This window comes from Myxacorys almedinensis A (genome assembly GCF_010091945.1).
GTDB lineage: Bacteria > Cyanobacteriota > Cyanobacteriia > Leptolyngbyales > Leptolyngbyaceae > Myxacorys > Myxacorys almedinensis.
This window is the reverse complement of sequence record NZ_WVIE01000002.1, coordinates 97,479-115,170: the sequence shown is the minus strand read 5'-3', so window position 1 is coordinate 115,170 and position 17,692 is coordinate 97,479. Positions and strand designations below refer to the sequence as shown.

Here is a 17,692-nt window from a genome sequence, read left to right as displayed (position 1 = left end):
TTTTTGCTCATCAAGCTGAGTTTGCAATTGCTCAATCGTTTTCTGGAGGGTTGTTTCAGTTTGTTGAGCGTTTTCTAAGGAGTTTTTTAGTTCGTTAACTTTTAATTGTAGTTCTGAATGATCGGTTGCCGAGACGTCTTTTGCCGAAGTCTTGCTGGCTGCCGAAGTGTCTTCGTTCTGCTGAACGACTTCTGCCTCAACCACCTGATCTTTAGGGGGTTGTTTGGAGAGATTTGCCGAAGATTTCTGCTGCCGACGCGCTACCATATCCTTTTCCTCAGATCGCTCTATCTCTAAACCCTACACCTTGGAGCCACCTTTGTTCCATCCTATTTGTCAATTTTTGCAAGAAGATGAGGGGCACTCTACTAGTCGAGGAAGCATCCTAATTGTAAAGGCTGGTTTAGCGAAGCGAGCAAATTCAAAAAAGATGGGCTGCAAAATCGGTGCACCCGCTCTATTAATTTCTAGTATCGTAAATCTTGAATTATTGCTTGTGTTGCTGTTTTGTTTTTTGTTTAAGCAACTAACATGAATCACTTATCCTACCTTACTGGTTTTTACAAGTTGCCGGAAAACACAGGAACCTCAACCCTCCTGCTAAGCCGCGCAAATGCCATAGCGGGGAAGCAGATCGTGCAAAATAAACAGCCGATGTGCCTGCAATGCATCATGAAAATACTTCCAATCGCTGGCAAGAAATTGCTCTCGATAGGGAAAGACTTCATCGCCGCGATCGCGCTCTTTCTCTGTGCCCAACGCTGCAAATTTCCAAGACAACTTGCCCTTCGGAATGTAGCTCACCATAGCGCTGCCAAAACTAAATTTTCCCTCTGCGATCGCGGCTAACCATCGGCGATGGCGCACCCTTTGATCAGGATAGATTAGCGTTTCTAAAAGCGTAGCAATTAGCGCGCGATCGCAGACAGGTAAACCCGGCACGATCGCATCTGGATTTCTCAATCGATAGCGCTGCATCACCTGACACATCCGCTCTGCCGCTTCCAAAAAATCTTGAGGATTATCCCGCCAGATCTGCTCTCCTCGCCCATTGGTGTAGCCCCAGCGCAGATAGGGCTTGTCGGGCTGGCTGAGGACGGCTCCATGCCCAAGGGGCATGGCTTCACTCATAAAATATCCCGTCATCCGCTCTCTGAGTTTGCCATCGGGCAGTCCATGTTCATCCACCAAGCGGGTGGCTTCATTGACGCGATCGCGGATGCCTGCAAACCCCTGATGTGCCCATGTGTCTGCATAAACATGCATCGTGATCCCCAACCGATGCAACCCATACGGCGCATCTTGACGAAGAATGCACTCGCGCACCATCTGCTGAGCCACATGGCTATTAGGACGACAGATCAGCTTGTCAACATACTTCCCCTCTGGCTCTTTCCCATCTGCCAAACCTCCATTGCCCGGCAGAAAGTGAAACGGAATCCAAACATGATGGTTGGCGAGTTCTCGAAAGTTGCGATAGTCCAACATTTTGTGAGCCGAACTGATCCGCTCAAACAGCGCGCCATTGTCAAACCGCACCAGACCACCATTGACAGCATCATCGACATATTGAGCGCAATACGCGATCGTGCTGGCTGCCTGATGCTCAAATCCTGCTAGCCGAGCCACTGCATACGTCACACCATGATGAAAATCGATCTGCATAGCGCTCCTATTCTCTCCCGATGTTTATATACACCACTTGGGCTGGTTAAAAGCTCTTTCATCGCAAATTACGAATTCCGAATTAATTGCAGTACCCTGGAATATTGATCACCCCCATTTTCTAGAATCATGCGAGTCTTCGTCCTGCTATTTAATGCCCGAACAGAAAACGAAGGAATTCACACGATTAGCGTTGGCGATCGTAACTTGGTGTTGATGTTTGAAGAGGAAGACGATGCCACCCGCTACGCATTGCTGCTCGAAGCGCAAGACTTTCCGACCCCAGCCGTTGAGTCTCTCAACCAAGAAGAAGTTGAAAACTTTTGCCAAGGGGCAGGGTATGACTGTTATTTAATCCCTCAAAACTTTGTGCCCCAAAACGATTTTGAGCGCCTGCTATTAGCCCCCCCGGAAAAAAATTTGGATCAAGTCGATTGGTCAGCCGATGCAAAACCCGCTCCGCAAGCGGAGGAAGAATCGGATATGTCGAATGCAGACTTAGATCGCATTCGGCGGCAGCTAGAGGGGTTGCTATGACCTCCCCCGATTTGCCCTCAGATTCCGTCCATCCTGCCGATCATCGGGGGCACCTTCTCACCGAGCAGGTCAACCCTGACAGCGCCAATCTCGATCAACTTTCGACCCTGGAAATTGTCGATGTGTTTAACCGCGAAGATGCCAAGACGATCAGCGCGATCGCGTCTGTTCGCCAAGCCTTAGCCACCGCGATCGATCGAGCCGCCGACCAACTCCGGCAAGGCGGACGTTTGTTTTACATCGGAGCGGGCACAAGTGGGCGGCTAGGAGTGCTGGATGCTGCTGAATGCCCTCCCACGTTCTGCACCCCGCCAGAGATGGTTCAGGGCATCATTGCAGGCGGCTCAGAGGCATTAGTTCGCAGTTCAGAGGGGTTAGAGGATCGGTGGGAGGGCGGAGTAGATGCGATCGCAGATCATCACGTCAGCGCCCTAGATGTGGTGGTGGGCATTGCAGCAGGTGGCACAACCCCCTACGTTCACGGAGCTTTAGCCGAAAGCCGAAAGCGCGGCGCAACAACGATTTTTCTGTCCTGCGTCCCCAAAGCACAGGTCGATATCGATGTTGATGTGGATATCCGGCTGCTGGTTGGGCCTGAAGTGTTGGCAGGGTCAACCCGGCTCAAAGCGGGAACGGTCACGAAACTTGCCCTAAATATTCTCTCGACCGGAACCATGGTTCGCTTAGGTAAGGTATATGGCAATCGCATGATCGATGTTGCGGTGACGAATGCCAAACTCCACGATCGCGCCTTGAGAATTCTCTGCGACCTCACGGATCTAACTCGTGAACAGGCAGACGAATTGTTGGAAAAAAGCGCTGCTTCAGACCTTGGCAGCGCTCATCGCTCTGTCAAACGTGCCTTACTCATGCATTGGACAGGGCTAAACCCCGACCAAAGCGATCGCTTATTATCTCGCCATCAAGGCAACCTGCGGCAGGCAAGGCATGAAGCGCTGTAATCTCTCGGTTTAGCGATAGTTTTAGCGATCTCTAGTCCTAGCCGTTAGCCTCGATGCCCATTTGGGTAAGTCGTCAAGGCATCCACGATCGCTTCGTCTAACGCTGCCCCTGCTGAGCGAAATAGTGTCGCGCCCGATAGGTTTGCTCCAGATAAATTCGCTTGGCGGAGGTTTGCCCGGCTGAGATCAGCGCGGCTGAGATTTGCCTGTCTCAAATCGGCGCAAGAGAGATTGGCTCCGCTCAGATCAGCATCAGAGAGATCGGCTCCTTGCAAGTTGGCAAAACTCAAATCGGCTCTTACTAGCCGTCCTTGCTGGAGGTTTGCCTCTTGTAAATTGGCATGCTGGAGTTGGGCATTGCTCAATTCGATCTGCTGAAGTTGCGATCGCAGCAATTGAGCATAGCTAAGATTGGCGTAGGGTAGGTAGGCTCTCTGCAAGGTGCTATTACTCAGATTGATGCTTTGCAACGCCACTTCAAATAGGTTTGCGTCATCCAACTGCATGTCGTCAAAGTCTCGCTCTCCCTGGGCATAGCGAAAAATTAGCTCCTGAATTTCTAACCTGTTCATCACACTCGCTCTACTAAACGAACGTAGCCTCATGTAGAAATGTAAAGGGATCAGGAGCGACAGGTTAGCATTTCTTAAACTTTTTTTAGGCTTTTATACCTATTAGAATCTATAAAGCTCCCTGTTTTCTGTGAATCTGGTCATTACACTAGTCATCACCTGGTGATCCATAGATTCTCCACAAATAGATTCTCCACGAAATAGATTCTCCACAAATTATTTACAAATTACTTTATGTCGATCGCTCAGCATTATCACGAACGTACAAAATATGACCCTGCGACAATTCACGCTAAGAGTCACGCTCTCAATTGGGAAGAACAACCGATCCCGTTTAAAGACTATCAGCTAGGCGTCTCGTTTGACCTCAAGCCCGCTCTGGAAAACACGTCAGAACCCGGCTCGTGGTGGAAACGCCTGTCTAAACTGCTCTACTGTACCTACGGCTTAACGGGAATGATCCCCACGGCAGGAGAACCCCACTACCTGCGATCGTCGCCATCGGCTGGGGCACTGTATCCCGCCGAACTCTACCTGATCTCTCGCGGCACTCCTCGGCTCCCGGCGGGGTTATATCACTACCAGGCTAAAACCCACTCGCTGATTCACTTTTGGGAAAGCGATGTGTGGGCATCTCTCCAATCTGCCTGTTTTTGGAACCCCGTTTTAGAAGGCACGCAGATGGCATTAGTGGCAACTGCTGTGTTTTTTCGCTCGGTGTGGCGCTACCAAGATCGCGCCTATCGACGGATTTTTCTCGATACTGGGCACTTACTCGGCAACTTAGAACTAGCGTGCGGGGCAAACGATTATCGTCCCCATTTAATCGGCGGCTTTGCTGATAAGGCGGTCAATCAATTGCTGTATCTTGACGGGGAGCAAGAAGGCGCGATCGCAGTCATTCCCCTTGCCGATCGCTTAGACATTAACGAAAATCTTTCTCTCACTCGCACCGCGCTCCCCGCCGCCCTCCAGGTAGACTATCCCCCGTTAGAAGATGGTCAACTCTTGAACTATCTGCACCAAGCAACCCAGATCCAATGGGATACGACGACCCACGTTGATTGGAGCCGCCCTAACGACGGTATTGAGGGCGCTGCTTTCACGGGGGCACTGGCGGCGCATCAGGCTGATAAATATAATTTTCCGTTTTGTCACAAAGTGCCCACGATCGTGTCTCCGGTCGATTGGGGTACTGACTTAGACGGCTTAGAGCAGAGTATGATTAACCGCCGCTCAACCCGTGCTTACACTGGCGAACCCTTGACCTTAGACGACCTAAAAGCCCTGCTAGATTTTACCTACCAGCCCCAAAGCTACATCGGTCAAGACTTAGACGGCTCCCCTGATTATTTCGATGTGGATCTGGTTGAAACGTTTGTTGCCATTTCCAACGTGACCGGACTCGACGAGGGCTGTTATTACTACGCTCCCAAGGCTCAAGAACTGCGCCAAATTCGCTTCAAAAATTTCCGCTCTCAACTGCACTATCTCTGCTTGGGGCAAGACTTAGGGCGAGATGCGGCAGCGGTAATTTTTCACACCGCAGATTTAGAAAAAGCGGTGGGCAAGTATGGCGATCGCGCCTACCGTTATCTACACATGGATGCCGGACACTTGGGACAGCGCTTAAACTTGGCGGCGGTGTATCTCGATTTGGGGGTGAGCGGCATTGGTGGCTTTTTCGATGATCAGGTGAACGAGGTCTTGGGCATTCCTGCTGACGAAGCGGTTCTCTACATCACCACGCTGGGACGAGCGAGAAAACCTTGAGCTCTTTGGTGGCGATCGTAGAGGTTTATTCTGGAAAAGCTACATTCAGAGCGTCGATAATTCATGCCCAGAAAGATTAGAGAAATTAAAAAACTACTGTTGAAAGCAGGGTTTGATCATTGGCAAGGTAAAGGAAGTCATCAGATTTGGAAACATCCGCACCTGAAAGAAAAAATTGTGATAGCTAAAAAAGATGGGGCTGACGCCCCTTCGTATTTAGAGAAGCAAGTGGATCGAGCACTGAGGCAGATTGGCGAAAATGAAAACCCTGAGGAAATAAAAGAATGAACTCGCAGTACAGCATGATAATTCAATGGTCTACTACAGATACCTGCTACGTAGTCTTCTTGCCGGATTTTGCTGAAGTGGTAATGCAGCCTTGCACGGATGGAACCACCTACGAAGAAGCAGCACGACATGGACAAGAGGTGATTGAATCATTAGTTGAAATCTTGACTGAAGAAGGTAAGCCTCTACCAGAACCGAAAACAGTTCCTAAACGACCCTTGCAACACGTTGCGTAGACAAAAGGCGGTTCCTTAAAGTTGCGTTCCGCACCACTGCGCTAAAAGATAGAATCGGTGTCCCCTTCTCTCCCTTGTCCTTTAGACTAAGGATGATTTACTCAATCTAGGTTTAGCAAACGCAAAGGGGCACGATCGATGCGGCTTTCTCAAATGTTGTTGGTGACACTGCGCGAAGATCCAGCAGAGGCGGAGATTCCGAGTCACAAGTTACTCGTCCGCGCTGGATATATTCGGCGGATTGGCAGTGGTGTCTATGCCTATCTGCCGCTGATGTGGCGCGTGTTGCAGAAGGTGTCGCAGATTGTGCGCGAAGAAATGAATGCAACAGGGGCGCAAGAATGTTTGTTGCCGCAGTTACAGCCCTCTGACTTGTGGAAAGAATCGGGACGGTGGGACACCTACACGAAAGCAGAAGGGATTATGTTTTCGCTGATCGATCGTCAAGATCGCGAGTTGGGATTAGGTCCGACGCATGAAGAGGTAATTACTGCGATCGCACGAGAGATGATCCGCTCTTATCGTCAATTGCCCCAAACGTTGTATCAAATTCAAACCAAATTCCGCGATGAAATTCGCCCCCGGTTTGGCTTGATGCGTGGGCGCGAATTCATTATGAAAGACGCCTATTCTTTCGACGCTGACGAAGCGGCGATGAGTGAGTCTTATCAAAAAATGAACCAGGCGTATCACAACATTTTGCGGCGTTGCGGGTTGAAGTTTCGAGCCGTTGATGCTGATTCGGGGGCGATCGGTGGATCAGGCTCTCAAGAATTTATGGTCTTAGCCGACGCTGGAGAAGACGAAATCCTCTACACCGACGATGGCAAATACGCGGCAAACGTCGAGAAAGCGGTTTCTATGCCACCTGATGTTGAACCTTCTCCGTTTGAGACTTACGAAAAGCGAGAAACACCGGGAACCGAAACAATCGAAAAGGTTTGCAAATTCCTCAACTGTTCACCCACCAATCTTGTGAAAAACGTTCTCTATCAAGCGGTATTTGATAGCGGAACAACGGCGTTAATCCTCGTTCATATTCGCGGTGATCAAGGTGTAAACGAGGTCAAACTTCAGAATGAATTGGTGAAGTTAGCTGATCACTACGGTGGAAAAACGATCGTGAGTCTAACGGTTCCCGATGCCGATGCTCAACAGAAATGGGCAGCAAAATCCTTACCGTTGGGTTACATCTCTCCTGCCTTAAGCGACGACTACATCCAATCTCAAAAAGACGTTGCGCCAAAGTTCATTCGCTTAGCCGATCACACCGTTGCCGATCTGCAAAACTTTGTCACCGGTGCAGACCAATCGGGATATCACGTCGTAGGTGCGAATTGGGGAGCGCAATTTCAGAAGCCGAGTCTCGTCGTAGATGTCCGAAAAGCAACGGTTGGCGATCGCGCTCTTCATGACCCCAATCAAACCCTGCAAACGGCTAGAGGCATCGAAATTGGGCACATCTTTCAACTTGGTACGAAATACTCAAAGGCGCTCGGTGCAACCTATACCAATGAGCAAGGCGACGAAATTCCGTTGGCGATGGGCTGCTATGGTGTGGGGGTATCCCGGTTAGCCCAATCTGCCGTCGAGCAATCTTACGACAAAGACGGCATCATTTGGTCAGTGGCGATCGCGCCCTATCACGCGGTCGTCGTCATTCCTAATGTCGGAGATGCCGCTCAAGTCGCGGCGGCGGAAACACTTTACGCCGAACTCAATCAAGCGGGAGTCGAAACGTTATTGGACGATCGCAATGAACGGGCAGGCGTCAAATTCAAAGATTCTGAACTCATTGGCATTCCCTATCGCGTGGTGACGGGGAAAGCCTTGAACAATGGGAAAGTTGAAGTTGTCAAACGCGCGACCAAAGAGACAGAAGAAGTTGCGATCGCAGAGGTTGTCTCGACCCTCAAACACTGGATTATGGATGCCACCCAATGACTTCTCTAACTTTGATTATTGGCAACAAAAACTATTCATCCTGGTCGCTGCGTCCGTGGCTGGCGATGAAACAGTTTAACTTGCCGTTTAGCGAAATTCGGATTCCTCTCTACACCCCGGCGGCGACCGCTCAAATTCGTCAATACTGCCCGTTTGGAAATGGTAAAGTCCCAATTTTGATCCACGAATCGCGCATCGTGTGGGACTCCCTCGCCATTTTTGAATATTTGACCGAAATGTTTCCAGAGCGATCGTGGTGGTCTGGCGATTATGCGGCTCGTGCGACGGCGCGATCGATTTGTGCAGAAATGCACTCCGGCTTTCTCGCTCTGCGTCACCACCTGCCGATGAATTGTCGCGCTCATTTGCCCGGTCAAGAGATCGGCTCTGAGGTGCAAAACGATATCGATCGCATCACGACGATTTGGCGCGACTGTCGGCAAACCTACGGCACGGGCGATACGTTTTTGTTTGGGCGGTTTACGATCGCAGATGCCATGTTTGCTCCCGTCGTCCTGCGGTTTCGGACGTATGGCGTATCACTGGATGCAATTTGCCAAGCCTACGCAGATTGCGTCTTAGCCTTACCTGCGATGCAAGAATGGCTCCAAACTGCCGCCGCAGAGACGGAAGAAATCACAGCCTTTGAGCAATGAGGCGATCATGGAACTTCTCACTATTTTTTTATCGAGCTTGATTGGATTAGTTTCTCCGATCGGCATTGTCAGCGATCGCGTTGCCGAATCCACACTCCGCAAGCAGTTTGTCTCGGTTGAAGCGCTTCAGGTTCGCATCGACAACGCCCCAACCTACCAACTTTTGCAAGGTAGGATCGATCGCCTTCGTCTCTCTGGGCGCGGCTTAGTCCCCCGGAAGGACATCCGCATCGATAGGTTAGAACTCGAAACCGATCCCATCGCCCTGCAAGGATTGCGCCTCAAACTGGCAAAACCCCTGCAAGCTGGCATCCGAATTATTCTAAAAGAAGAAGACATCAATCGGGCACTGCGATCGCCCGCGATCGCGGCTCAACTCCAAACCATGGTCCGACGTAACGAACGATACAGCTTCCTCAATCCACAAATCAGCTTTTTAGAGCGCGATCCTCTAAAGCTTGGCAGAGCCAATCGCATCCGCGTGCAAGCCCTATTGAGCGAAAAAGGTTACCCTGACCAACTCGCGATCGTAGCTGAAGCAGAACCTAAAATTATCGCCGGACGAACCTTACAACTGCAAAACCTCTACGTTACCGCCAACGGGCAACCCGCTCCCGCTCCAGTGATTCAAGCCTTAACTGAAACGATCGCCAATCGGTTCGATCTCCGTCAGCTAGAAAAATCAGGCATCACTGCCCGTATTCTCCAGTTCAGCCTACAGCCTGCCCAACTCGAACTTTCTACCTTTGTCCAGTTCCGACCCCCTTCAAAAAAATAAAACTTGTTCGCATTCTTTCCGAAATTCACGCTAAACATAGTGTAGTCACTTAGGCATATCCTAAGTTCCACCTCAGTAATTCCTGGGTCGCATCCCCCATTTACGAATTACATTTTATGAATTAATTTTGGGAGGTTTCCCTATGCAAGAGCAGAAACGTCGGATTCCAGTTGGGATTGTAGTTGGGTTGTCTGCGGCAATGGTCGCGGCGGGTAGTGCCACAGCTTACTTTACATGGCAGCAATCTCAAAACAAACCAACCCCCAATGCCGCGATCGAACAAGCTCAGCCCACGCCTTCTGCTTCTCCCCTCCCCCCTCCAGCAGTTACCAGTCCCAATCAAGCCAGTCCCAATCCCCAAGCTGCCTCCGAAAAAGCGGCTCGTGCCTACTGGCTCGAAGATCGAGGGGCTGAAATTCAACTCACTGCCGCCCCTGTGAAAGTTCAGGAAAATGTCAAACCCGAAGTTGCGCTCACCACAGCAATAAATGCAGTTTTGGGTAGCCCACCCGATAAGAATATGGCGTCTGCGATTCCGCCCGGAACTCAGCTTCGGAGCCTCCAAGTTCAGCCCGATGGGGTACGGGTAGATTTATCAAAATCCTTCACCACAGGGGGCGGTAGTCTTTCTATGTCTACCCGGCTAGCTCAAGTGCTCTACACCGCAACTAGTCTTGATCCAAAAACTCCGGTGTTTCTGTCTGTAGAAGGCAAAACGCTCAAAACCCTTGGCGGAGAAGGGTTAATTGTTGATCAGCCGCTAACTCGCACTTCGTTTGAGCAGGCATTTGGGCAGAGTGTAGAGTAAGGAAATGATCTGAAGGAACCTCTTCAGTACCGCATTCCCTTGTCAAGCATAGGAAGTAGTGGACAGCCGTTCTCATCATGAGAGTGGTTCTCACCTAAATGTCCGATCGCAGTCCGTTCAGACGACTGGGCTGCTCATTCTGTCGTTTAGATGATGGGATATGCAAGGCTTTGGTAATCCTAGTTTCAGCAGTTCTAAGATTTCAAAATAAGAATTGCTGAGTGGTGGAGGATGAGGATACAAAAGCCACGACTTGCTGTTTCTGTTTCGCAACCTGCTGCCCTAGGTGCTCTGCTTTATCCTCCTTCTTCACTGGTCAAGCTAAATGCCCGAAAATGTTTTGCCTGTTGTTCAATGCGGCTGGCAAGGCGATCGCACACCAGGGTACAAAGCTCAAACACCAAGTCATCTTCAACACCATAATATGCCAGTGTGCCTTTGGTGCGGCGCGTTAAAATGCCTGCCTGCAACATAACTTTCAAATGCTTAGATACGTTTGCCTGACTGGTTTCTGTTGCCTCAACCAAATCTTGAACGCATTTTTCTCCATCTCGAAGCAGATTTAGAATCCGCAGGCGCATCGGTTCACCCAACACACTGAAATAGTCAGCGACTTGTTGCACAACTTCTTGCGGCACGGGCTGTGTTGGTCTCATGTCAACTTTAGAACCCAATCAGTGATCCCAAAATCATATCCAGCTAAATTCTGCATAGCAATAGAGTTATCAAGCCCCTGCCCTTATTTGGCGAAATCTTCATGGAGACTCACCGGAATTTCACGGAGTCTGCGTCTGGAGAATTCACGGAACTTAAGTTGAACCAAATGTCCCAGGCTGGCAGTCTAATGTTGTAAGTCTTGTTGCAAGAAGATAGCCTACTGAAGCTATGAACTGTTCAGCAATGTTTAACCTACAAGGTGCGCTTTGTGCGCTTTTTATGTCATTTCAAAGCAACTATAGCTCACTACTTCACGCTATCTATCGAGCAATGCTTGACCCCCTTGCGAACCTCAACCCGTATTTAATCTTTTTTTGAAACTCCTTCTTTTGACATAAAGCACGAGAAATCAAAAATCTTATCGTTTAGGGGAACTTAGGGCAATCTTTGAAATTCTTCATATTTAATGTTGCTGTGTTAGTATCTGGATGTTTGAGGAGAATTTACGGCTGTTTATCAGCATAATCTCGGTGGTGGAGGAGTAATAAGAGTGCAAGGTGATATCCCAATTGGGTACTCCAATTTTGGTACGCAACGATCGCATCTCGATCCGATTCGCGTAGGTGTGATCGGGGTCGGCAATATGGGACAACATCATACTAGGGTCTTGAGTCTGCTTAAAGACGTAGAGCTAGTCGGTGTTTCTGATATTAATGTAGAACGAGGATTGGACACGGCAAGCAAATATCGTGTCCGATTTTTTGAGGACTACCACGACCTTCTAGAGCGTGTCGATGCAGTCTGTATTGCGGTTCCAACTCGACTGCACCATACAGTAGGTTCAGCAGCGCTAAAATCTGGAGTCCATGTTCTAATCGAAAAGCCGATCGCGGCAAGTATTGCAGAGGCAGAATCGTTAGTCAACTTAGCGGCTGAGTGTCAGTGCATTCTTCAAGTTGGACACATTGAGCGGTTCAATCCAGCGTTCCAAGAGCTAAGCAAGGTTCTCAAAACTGAGGAATTGCTAGCCCTAGAAGCTCATCGGATGAGTCCTTATTCCGATCGCGCTAATGATGTCTCGGTTGTTTTGGATTTGATGATTCATGATATCGATTTACTGTTGGAGCTAGCAGGATCTCCTGTTAGCAAGCTAACAGCGAGCGGAAGCCGTGCATCTGATTCTGGCTATCTCGACTATGTAACGGCAACGTTGGGCTTTACGAATGGCATTGTGGCAACGCTAACCGCTAGCAAAGTGACACACCGGAAAATTCGTCGCCTTGCAGCGCATTGCAAGAGTTCTTTAACTGAAGCTGACTTTCTCAAAAACGAAATTTTGATTCATCGTCAAACAACCGCAAACTATCGAACGGATTATGGACAAGTGCTGTACCGTCAAGATGGATGGATTGAAAAAGTGCAGACGAGCAATATTGAGCCTCTCCATGCAGAGTTAGAACATTTTGTTCAATGTGTTCGCGGTGGACATCAGCCCTCTGTAGGGGGCGAGCAAGCGCTCAAAGCATTGCGCCTTGCGAGTTTGATTGAGCAACTAGCACTAGATGGCAAGGTTTGGCATTCGCTTGATGCAGCCAAAGTTGTGGAAATTGATGCTCCAGCGCTCCCTTCGGGGTTTGCTAAGCAAATTGCTGTCTAATTGTGCATGTTTCACTCAGCATTAGCTGAGCCGCAGCAAGGGCATCACGGCAAGAAAGGGTAGGCGTTATGGTGCCTACCCTTTCTTTATGCCGTCAAATTCTATTTTATGATACCAAATTGATTTTTCACTGCGACAGATCCTCGACCCCCTTGTTCAGGAGGGACTTTCCGGCTCCCCTCCTTAGTAAGGAGAGTAAGAAGGAGGGGTTGGGGGAGGTCGCACATCTGTAGCATTTACAGATTAATTTGGTATGAATTATGCGATCGCAGTACCAAAGTTCTGTGTCCAGTAACCGTTATAATATCCCACTCCAATGTCTTGAAGATTAGGATCGAGAATATTTTTTCGGTGTCCAGGGCTATTCATCCAATCCGAGACAACTTGCTGAGGAGTTGTCTGTCCAAAAGCAATATTTTCAGCCGCACGAGAGTAAGCATAGCCCTGTCCCTGCATTCGCTCCCACGGAAGCGATCCGTCTTTGCCTTGATGACTAAAATAGTTTTGTGCAAGCATATCCTGGCTGTGTTGTTCCGCTACGTTATTTAGCGTTAGGTTAATAGCTAGCGGCGTTAGCCCTCGACCGATTCGTTCTTGGTTGGTTAGTTCAACAACTTGCTGCTCAAAATTGTTAAATCCAGCATTAGGATCACTACTCAAGCTTCTTGAAGCAGTTTGTTCAAATTGGTTTGCATTTAGCGTTGTAGGTTGCGTTGATAAATTCGTTGCCTCAAGCGTTTGTAGTAGCTGTTCGGAGGTGTTGAAAAAGCGAAACATCATATCGAATTTCCTTGATAATGGTTACCACAGAGGTAAAACGTGTATCGTGAATAACTAATTCCGGCTTGTGATAAAGCGGATGGCTGTGATGTAGAAAGCCGTGGCACGATGGCTGAAAATTCAATTCTTGGGAACACCCGGTTCTCGTAGAAGTAGGCAACGTTGTTATAGCGATCGCTTGTCGCTTTAGCTAAATCCTAGAGTTGTAGACGGGCACTAAAGGAGGATTGAGTTTCTTAATGAACGTTCTTTTAGTGCTGAACCTGATATTGAACGGTAAATCACCCAAACAAGCTTAATGTCTCAAAACGAGACTTTTTCACCAAACCGTATTTAGTCGTAAATACTATGGTGGATGCACGAGCTAATGTAAAGGGGAAATGAAGCTTACTTAGGTCAGCCTGTGCTACTTCTATTTCTGGACTACACAAGGTTGCTTTAAGGGGCTTGTTTTAATTTTGTGTTAAGAACGAAGATTTTTTCAACGAGCGAATATAATGTGTTACTTCTGACGATCTCAGCCCTTGACACACAATTTTGCTGTCTGCAACGCCGCGCGATCGAGAAATTCTGCTAGGTTTGATGAATCTACTCAACTCTGCTGCGATCGCAATCAACGAACCAGAGTTTGCGCCCCCAGAATGACATCAATAGGCGTGCCAAATCCCGCAAATCTTCTAACGATTAGCAGCACCGCAAGAATGCCTCCAAACGCCACAGTTGCCAGAATGTCTTGAGTCGTGCAGGATAGCCTCTCTTTTCTAAGCGCAAAAAGATTTACGATATAGAGTGGAAAATCGCTAAAAGCAACGACTAGAATGGCTCCTAGCGTTTGATAAAGCGAGAACGCCAACGGCAAGCCACCCGCGATCGTGATAAACCGCGCCAAGTTACTTTGAGCAGAATAGACAGGTTTCCCGATGGCAAGTAATGCCGGACTCGTACTGTAAAACAGGACTGAAAACCAGATGCCAAACGCTAAAAGTGGCAGCATCCAGGTTGCTTGTTGGTACTGATCCCAATTTTGGTTGCGACCTTTGTACAGCACAATGATTACCCAGTCGCCGCAACACACTAGCAAGGCTAGAAAAACTGCCATTCCAAGCAAGATGATCCAACGCTTACGCAATATTTTTTGCCGCAGTTCGCGGCGGGGTAAATGAAGCTGCTGTGAAATGGCTGGAAAGATCACGCGACTGCTCAATTGACTCACCATTTCTCTCGGAATACTAGCCAGCGTATTAGCGATCGTATAAACTCCCAACTGCTGAAACGATAATAACTTTGCCAAAAGCAACCGATCAGACTGTTCTGCAACAAACATCAATGAAGAGGCTAATGCCATCCAGCGCCCAAACGACTGGAGTTCTGCAAGGCACTCCCGATCCCAAGCAAGACGGTTAGAGTATCCCGGAATTAAGAAATGGCTTGCTACTAAATTTAACGTTGCACCAACTAGCGTTCCGATCGCTAACGAATACACTGTGGGACTATACCAACACAACACAATTAAAACTGTAAGCTCGATCGCCCGAAGGATCAGTTCGTAGGCGGTTAGTTTTCCCAAGTCCAATCGACGTTGCAGCGTATGAGTTGCCGTTGAGGAAAACCCATCTAGCACCGATGAAAAGCACACGAGCGGAATCAGAACAAATAATCGATCGTCTCCGTAAAACTGTGCGACAGGATAGGTCAACAGCAGGCTAATTGCCCAGATTTGAAATCCACGAAGAATCTGGAGTGACCATGCTGTGTTCAGAAAAGTTTGATCTTCTCCTCGCTTGTTGTTGACGATACTTTGCGAAATTCCGTAATCTGAAAATAGCGAAATTCCCGTACGCAGGGTAATGACAAATGCCATTAGACCAAAGAACTCCGGCACTAACAAACGGGTCAGGATCAGGTTATTCACGAGCCGAAGCCCTTGCCCCGATCCGTAGCCTACAATTGTCCAGATTGCACCCCGAACGGCGAGTTTTTTGAGAGAAGCAGCCATGATTAGTTAGTTTGCGTTTCTTGAGGTTGGAGCAGTCTGAGCAGCAAGGTAGCCCCAAATATACGCTGTGGGTGCGATCGTTTGCATCACAGTATATTCGGTTGCCATCGGGAACAAGAACACATCAAAGTACGATTCGACCGTAGGCCACGTGTTGGGGGCGGGAAAAATAGCAGGCTTCAAAATCTCAATCGTCCAGTAATCGCCATATCGAACGGGATCATAGGGACCGTAGACTGTGATTCCAGGGGGGGGGGCTTGTCCTACCATGCGTTGATCAATCACTAGGGGATTCTGGGGGCTACGCTGCCCCAACCCTGTTGTGTAGCTCATATTGTCGGGATTTGCACCCAAGGAAAACTGACTAGCAAGCAGACTTCCTTTCAAGTATTTGGGATGATTCGTCAGAGAATGGGCGCGCACCATTGCCACTGCTTTCGGCGCACCTAGCCCCGTCCCCCAGCCAATCGGCGCATAAGGATCTATGTTCGACCACTTAAACCCTGTTTCATTAGTAAGCGCGATCGCACGATCGGCTTCCCGCACCAGCGCATTCAACGCATTTTGTTGAACGGTGCGATCGACCTGATTTTGAGGCAGCCGCGCATACAAAAATGCAGCATCTCGCTGATCGTGCTTATCCCACTCATTCGTGGGCTGCTTCGGATCTTTAAACATCGTCGTCTGGAGAAAGGCTTGATGCCACTTTGGAGCGCCCGTCAACCGATACAGTTCCAACATCGCCAAGTTGCGGGCATCTCGAACTTGCCAACGCTTAGCATCTGTAGACTGTCGCTCTGCATACTCAACCGCTCGAATTGCGCTGGTTTGGTAGTCTTGAGCGCGTTTCGCATCGTTCGACTTAAACCAGTTGGCAGCGCGTGCCGCCACCCCTGCATACAGGTAGCTCGACCACGCATCCGGCGCGTAGGCAAGAATAGTTGTCGATTCTTGCCAACTTGCTTCTCCAGTTTTTGGATCAATTTCAGATTGGATGCCCCCCCGAATTCCTCCATCCGCCGTTTGCAGACGCTTGTAGAAATCAATATTCCACAGAGCTTCATCTACAATATCTGGGATTGAATTTTTAGATTCGGGGAGATCTAACTTGACTTGACCAAAATAATCGGGCGCAAGCTCCTGCATTTCTAGCAGCAATCGTGACACTTCTACATGCTGAATCCGGCGATCCCAATCTCCAGCATCAAAATATCCTCCCCATATACCCGTCAGTTTCTCACGGGTCTTACTCTTTCCGAGCACTTTCGAGAAATCATCAGATCCAATCCCTTGATCGACGCTGGCAAGCGATCGCGCGGCAGCATAAATGGTTGTGCCATCGTTGGGATGAAAGGGGCGAGGACGCTTCACCGTGGTATGGGGCGGGCCAAGTTCAATGCCACTACGCTGATGATAGAGTCCCCGGGCTGAGATATAAAATGCTTGCTGCCAAACGGTTTGATTGATTTGAAACGACAAAGAACAACCCACTTGGTCAACACACACTCGATAGCGCCCAGGCGTTTTCAACGGGGTGAAATCGAGAAGATGAACGTCGGTAAGAGTATGATTTCGTTCCGGACCTTCGGGCTGATCGCTTGCCCTAGAGAGCTTGGTTTTCCCTGAGTAAACCGCTCGGTTAGTAGCTTCATCAACCACTGAAAAGCTGAGCCCTGCTGGGTAAGTCACTTTTCCACCATTACCCATCCAGGTCGAGAGAAAGGCAACCTTTGCTGAGTCATTAGGATGAAACCCCAACTGGGAAACATGAACTGCCTCACTACGAGTAACATTGGGTTCATATTTAAACGCCAGTTTCTCGACGTTTTCACCCGAAAAATTAACCTGATAAGTTTTACCAGGCTGAAGTGCAGATGGAAGCTTAAGATACACGGTATGGGCAATTGGAAAATCGAATTTCCATGATCCGATCCGTGCCATATTAGTCGGCTTACTTTTCCTAAACACAGCCGTGGGTGTCTTATCTGATGAATAGCCCGAATCGTTTGAAGAACTAATCTGATAGCTCGTTTGGCGATCTGCCCACTGCGGATCTAAGCGCTCCCCAACAACTTGATCAAAGGTACGCAAAATATTACGCTGCTTACCCACAAGAGAACCGATTTCTTGTCCTTTCCGACGCACCCAATCATCTCCGGTGGGGCGCGGTTGCTTCACCTGATCCCCAAACTGCTTTTGGTAGGGGACTTGTTTGCCTAAGACCATTTGCCCCGAATCGATCCGGAGGGCGAGAATATCGGGTTTGACTAAATAAGCTTGAGAAACTTTGATTTGTGGGCGATCGCCTGCCACCACTCCTGCTGAACAACTAGTCAGCAGAATGACAGAACCGAGTAGAACGAGTTGTTGCAAGGCTTTCATG

At 48.9% G+C, this 17,692-nt stretch carries 17 protein-coding genes; 10 read left to right on the top strand and 7 right to left on the bottom strand.

Annotation, left to right across the window (positions count from 1 at the left end; genetic code table 11):
• Both GS601_RS02085 and GS601_RS02080 read right to left on the bottom strand, forming a co-directional pair.
• The coding region (locus GS601_RS02085) for a hypothetical protein (RefSeq protein ID WP_162421602.1) at positions 1–267 on the bottom strand (267 nt) is incomplete at its 3' end.
• Between the two features lie 333 nt (positions 268–600).
• A complete protein-coding gene (locus GS601_RS02080) occupies positions 601–1,665 on the bottom strand; it encodes a DUF6765 family protein (RefSeq protein ID WP_162421601.1) in 1,065 nt (354 codons plus the stop codon).
• Positions 1,666–1,794: 129 nt separating this feature from the next.
• Between GS601_RS02080 and GS601_RS02075 the strand changes: the two genes are divergently transcribed.
• On the top strand, positions 1,795–2,202 hold the full coding sequence (locus tag GS601_RS02075) for a DUF3110 domain-containing protein (RefSeq protein ID WP_202924794.1): 408 nt from the start codon (positions 1,795–1,797) through the stop codon (positions 2,200–2,202).
• The gene (gene murQ, locus GS601_RS02070) at positions 2,199–3,164 is read left to right on the top strand and encodes an N-acetylmuramic acid 6-phosphate etherase (RefSeq protein ID WP_162421600.1); all 966 of its coding nucleotides are present in this window, start codon (positions 2,199–2,201) and stop codon (positions 3,162–3,164) included. Before GS601_RS02075 ends, murQ begins: the two co-directional genes overlap by 4 nt.
• A 44-nt stretch (positions 3,165–3,208) precedes the next feature.
• Here murQ and GS601_RS02065 read toward each other — a convergent pair whose 3' ends face one another.
• On the bottom strand, positions 3,209–3,736 hold the full coding sequence (locus GS601_RS02065) for a pentapeptide repeat-containing protein (RefSeq protein WP_162421599.1): 528 nt from the start codon (positions 3,734–3,736) through the stop codon (positions 3,209–3,211).
• 234 nt (positions 3,737–3,970) lie between these two features.
• Here GS601_RS02065 and GS601_RS02060 point away from each other — a divergent pair, with 234 nt between their 5' ends.
• The 7 genes from GS601_RS02060 (at position 3,971) to GS601_RS02030 (ending at position 10,219) form a co-directional block, all read left to right on the top strand.
• Positions 3,971–5,509 (top strand): SagB/ThcOx family dehydrogenase, encoded by a 1,539-nt coding sequence (locus GS601_RS02060; RefSeq protein ID WP_162421598.1) that lies wholly within the window; start codon positions 3,971–3,973, stop codon positions 5,507–5,509.
• Between the two features lie 63 nt (positions 5,510–5,572).
• Positions 5,573–5,797 carry a type II toxin-antitoxin system HicA family toxin gene (locus tag GS601_RS02055; RefSeq protein ID WP_162421597.1) on the top strand — a complete coding sequence of 75 codons (225 nt, stop codon included), beginning with the start codon at positions 5,573–5,575 and terminating at the stop codon, positions 5,795–5,797.
• On the top strand, positions 5,794–6,033 hold the full coding sequence (locus GS601_RS02050) for a type II toxin-antitoxin system HicB family antitoxin (RefSeq protein WP_162421596.1): 240 nt from the start codon (positions 5,794–5,796) through the stop codon (positions 6,031–6,033). Before GS601_RS02055 ends, GS601_RS02050 begins: the two co-directional genes overlap by 4 nt.
• Positions 6,034–6,171: 138 nt before the next feature.
• On the top strand, positions 6,172–7,977 hold the full coding sequence (locus GS601_RS02045; protein ID WP_162421595.1) for a proline--tRNA ligase: 1,806 nt from the start codon (positions 6,172–6,174) through the stop codon (positions 7,975–7,977).
• Complete coding sequence (locus GS601_RS02040) at positions 7,974–8,633, top strand: glutathione S-transferase family protein (RefSeq protein WP_162421594.1); 660 nt, start codon at positions 7,974–7,976, stop codon at positions 8,631–8,633. The genes GS601_RS02045 and GS601_RS02040 overlap by 4 nt, the downstream gene beginning before the upstream one ends.
• 7 nt (positions 8,634–8,640) lie before the next feature.
• Complete coding sequence (locus GS601_RS02035) at positions 8,641–9,411, top strand: LmeA family phospholipid-binding protein (RefSeq protein WP_162421593.1); 771 nt, start codon at positions 8,641–8,643, stop codon at positions 9,409–9,411.
• A gap of 142 nt (positions 9,412–9,553) precedes the next feature.
• Positions 9,554–10,219, top strand: a complete 666-nt coding sequence (locus GS601_RS02030) for a GerMN domain-containing protein (RefSeq protein WP_162421592.1) — start codon at positions 9,554–9,556, stop codon at positions 10,217–10,219.
• 296 nt (positions 10,220–10,515) lie between these two features.
• Here the strand turns inward: GS601_RS02030 and GS601_RS02025 are convergent, their stop codons facing one another.
• Positions 10,516–10,875, bottom strand: coding sequence for an ArsR/SmtB family transcription factor (locus tag GS601_RS02025; protein WP_162421591.1), 360 nt, complete (start codon positions 10,873–10,875; stop codon positions 10,516–10,518).
• 551 nt (positions 10,876–11,426) lie between these two features.
• Here GS601_RS02025 and GS601_RS02020 point away from each other — a divergent pair.
• Positions 11,427–12,533 carry a Gfo/Idh/MocA family oxidoreductase gene (locus GS601_RS02020; RefSeq protein WP_338016936.1) on the top strand — a complete coding sequence of 369 codons (1,107 nt, stop codon included), beginning with the start codon at positions 11,427–11,429 and terminating at the stop codon, positions 12,531–12,533.
• Positions 12,534–12,791: 258 nt separating this feature from the next.
• On the opposite strand, the gene GS601_RS02015 is transcribed toward GS601_RS02020, so the two are convergent.
• The 3 genes from GS601_RS02015 to GS601_RS02005 all read right to left on the bottom strand — a co-directional run bounded on the left by GS601_RS02015 (position 12,792) and on the right by GS601_RS02005 (position 17,691).
• Positions 12,792–13,313 (bottom strand): CAP domain-containing protein, encoded by a 522-nt coding sequence (locus tag GS601_RS02015; protein WP_202924793.1) that lies wholly within the window; start codon positions 13,311–13,313, stop codon positions 12,792–12,794.
• 613 nt (positions 13,314–13,926) lie between these two features.
• On the bottom strand, positions 13,927–15,309 hold the full coding sequence (locus GS601_RS02010; protein WP_162421590.1) for an oligosaccharide flippase family protein: 1,383 nt from the start codon (positions 15,307–15,309) through the stop codon (positions 13,927–13,929).
• Positions 15,310–15,315: 6 nt separating this feature from the next.
• Positions 15,316–17,691, bottom strand: coding sequence for a glycoside hydrolase family 9 protein (locus GS601_RS02005; protein WP_162421589.1), 2,376 nt, complete (start codon positions 17,689–17,691; stop codon positions 15,316–15,318).
• Position 17,692 lies beyond the last annotated feature (1 nt).

What these genes read in the sequence shown, in the direction of transcription:
- GS601_RS02005 (WP_162421589.1), bottom strand. Translation starts at nt 17,691, where the DNA reads ATGAAAGCCTTGCAACAACTCGTTCTACTCGGTTCTGTCATTCTGCTG.
- GS601_RS02015 (WP_202924793.1), bottom strand. Translation starts at nt 13,313, where the DNA reads ATGATGTTTCGCTTTTTCAACACCTCCGAACAGCTACTACAAACGCTT.
- GS601_RS02045 (WP_162421595.1), top strand. Translation starts at nt 6,172, where the DNA reads ATGCGGCTTTCTCAAATGTTGTTGGTGACACTGCGCGAAGATCCAGCA.
- GS601_RS02035 (WP_162421593.1), top strand. Translation starts at nt 8,641, where the DNA reads ATGGAACTTCTCACTATTTTTTTATCGAGCTTGATTGGATTAGTTTCT.
- GS601_RS02065 (WP_162421599.1), bottom strand. Translation starts at nt 3,736, where the DNA reads ATGAACAGGTTAGAAATTCAGGAGCTAATTTTTCGCTATGCCCAGGGA.
- GS601_RS02050 (WP_162421596.1), top strand. Translation starts at nt 5,794, where the DNA reads ATGAACTCGCAGTACAGCATGATAATTCAATGGTCTACTACAGATACC.
- GS601_RS02075 (WP_202924794.1), top strand. Translation starts at nt 1,795, where the DNA reads ATGCGAGTCTTCGTCCTGCTATTTAATGCCCGAACAGAAAACGAAGGA.
- murQ (WP_162421600.1), top strand. Translation starts at nt 2,199, where the DNA reads ATGACCTCCCCCGATTTGCCCTCAGATTCCGTCCATCCTGCCGATCAT.
- GS601_RS02010 (WP_162421590.1), bottom strand. Translation starts at nt 15,309, where the DNA reads ATGGCTGCTTCTCTCAAAAAACTCGCCGTTCGGGGTGCAATCTGGACA.
- GS601_RS02040 (WP_162421594.1), top strand. Translation starts at nt 7,974, where the DNA reads ATGACTTCTCTAACTTTGATTATTGGCAACAAAAACTATTCATCCTGG.
- GS601_RS02025 (WP_162421591.1), bottom strand. Translation starts at nt 10,875, where the DNA reads ATGAGACCAACACAGCCCGTGCCGCAAGAAGTTGTGCAACAAGTCGCT.
- GS601_RS02060 (WP_162421598.1), top strand. Translation starts at nt 3,971, where the DNA reads ATGTCGATCGCTCAGCATTATCACGAACGTACAAAATATGACCCTGCG.
- GS601_RS02030 (WP_162421592.1), top strand. Translation starts at nt 9,554, where the DNA reads ATGCAAGAGCAGAAACGTCGGATTCCAGTTGGGATTGTAGTTGGGTTG.
- GS601_RS02055 (WP_162421597.1), top strand. Translation starts at nt 5,573, where the DNA reads ATGCCCAGAAAGATTAGAGAAATTAAAAAACTACTGTTGAAAGCAGGG.
- GS601_RS02080 (WP_162421601.1), bottom strand. Translation starts at nt 1,665, where the DNA reads ATGCAGATCGATTTTCATCATGGTGTGACGTATGCAGTGGCTCGGCTA.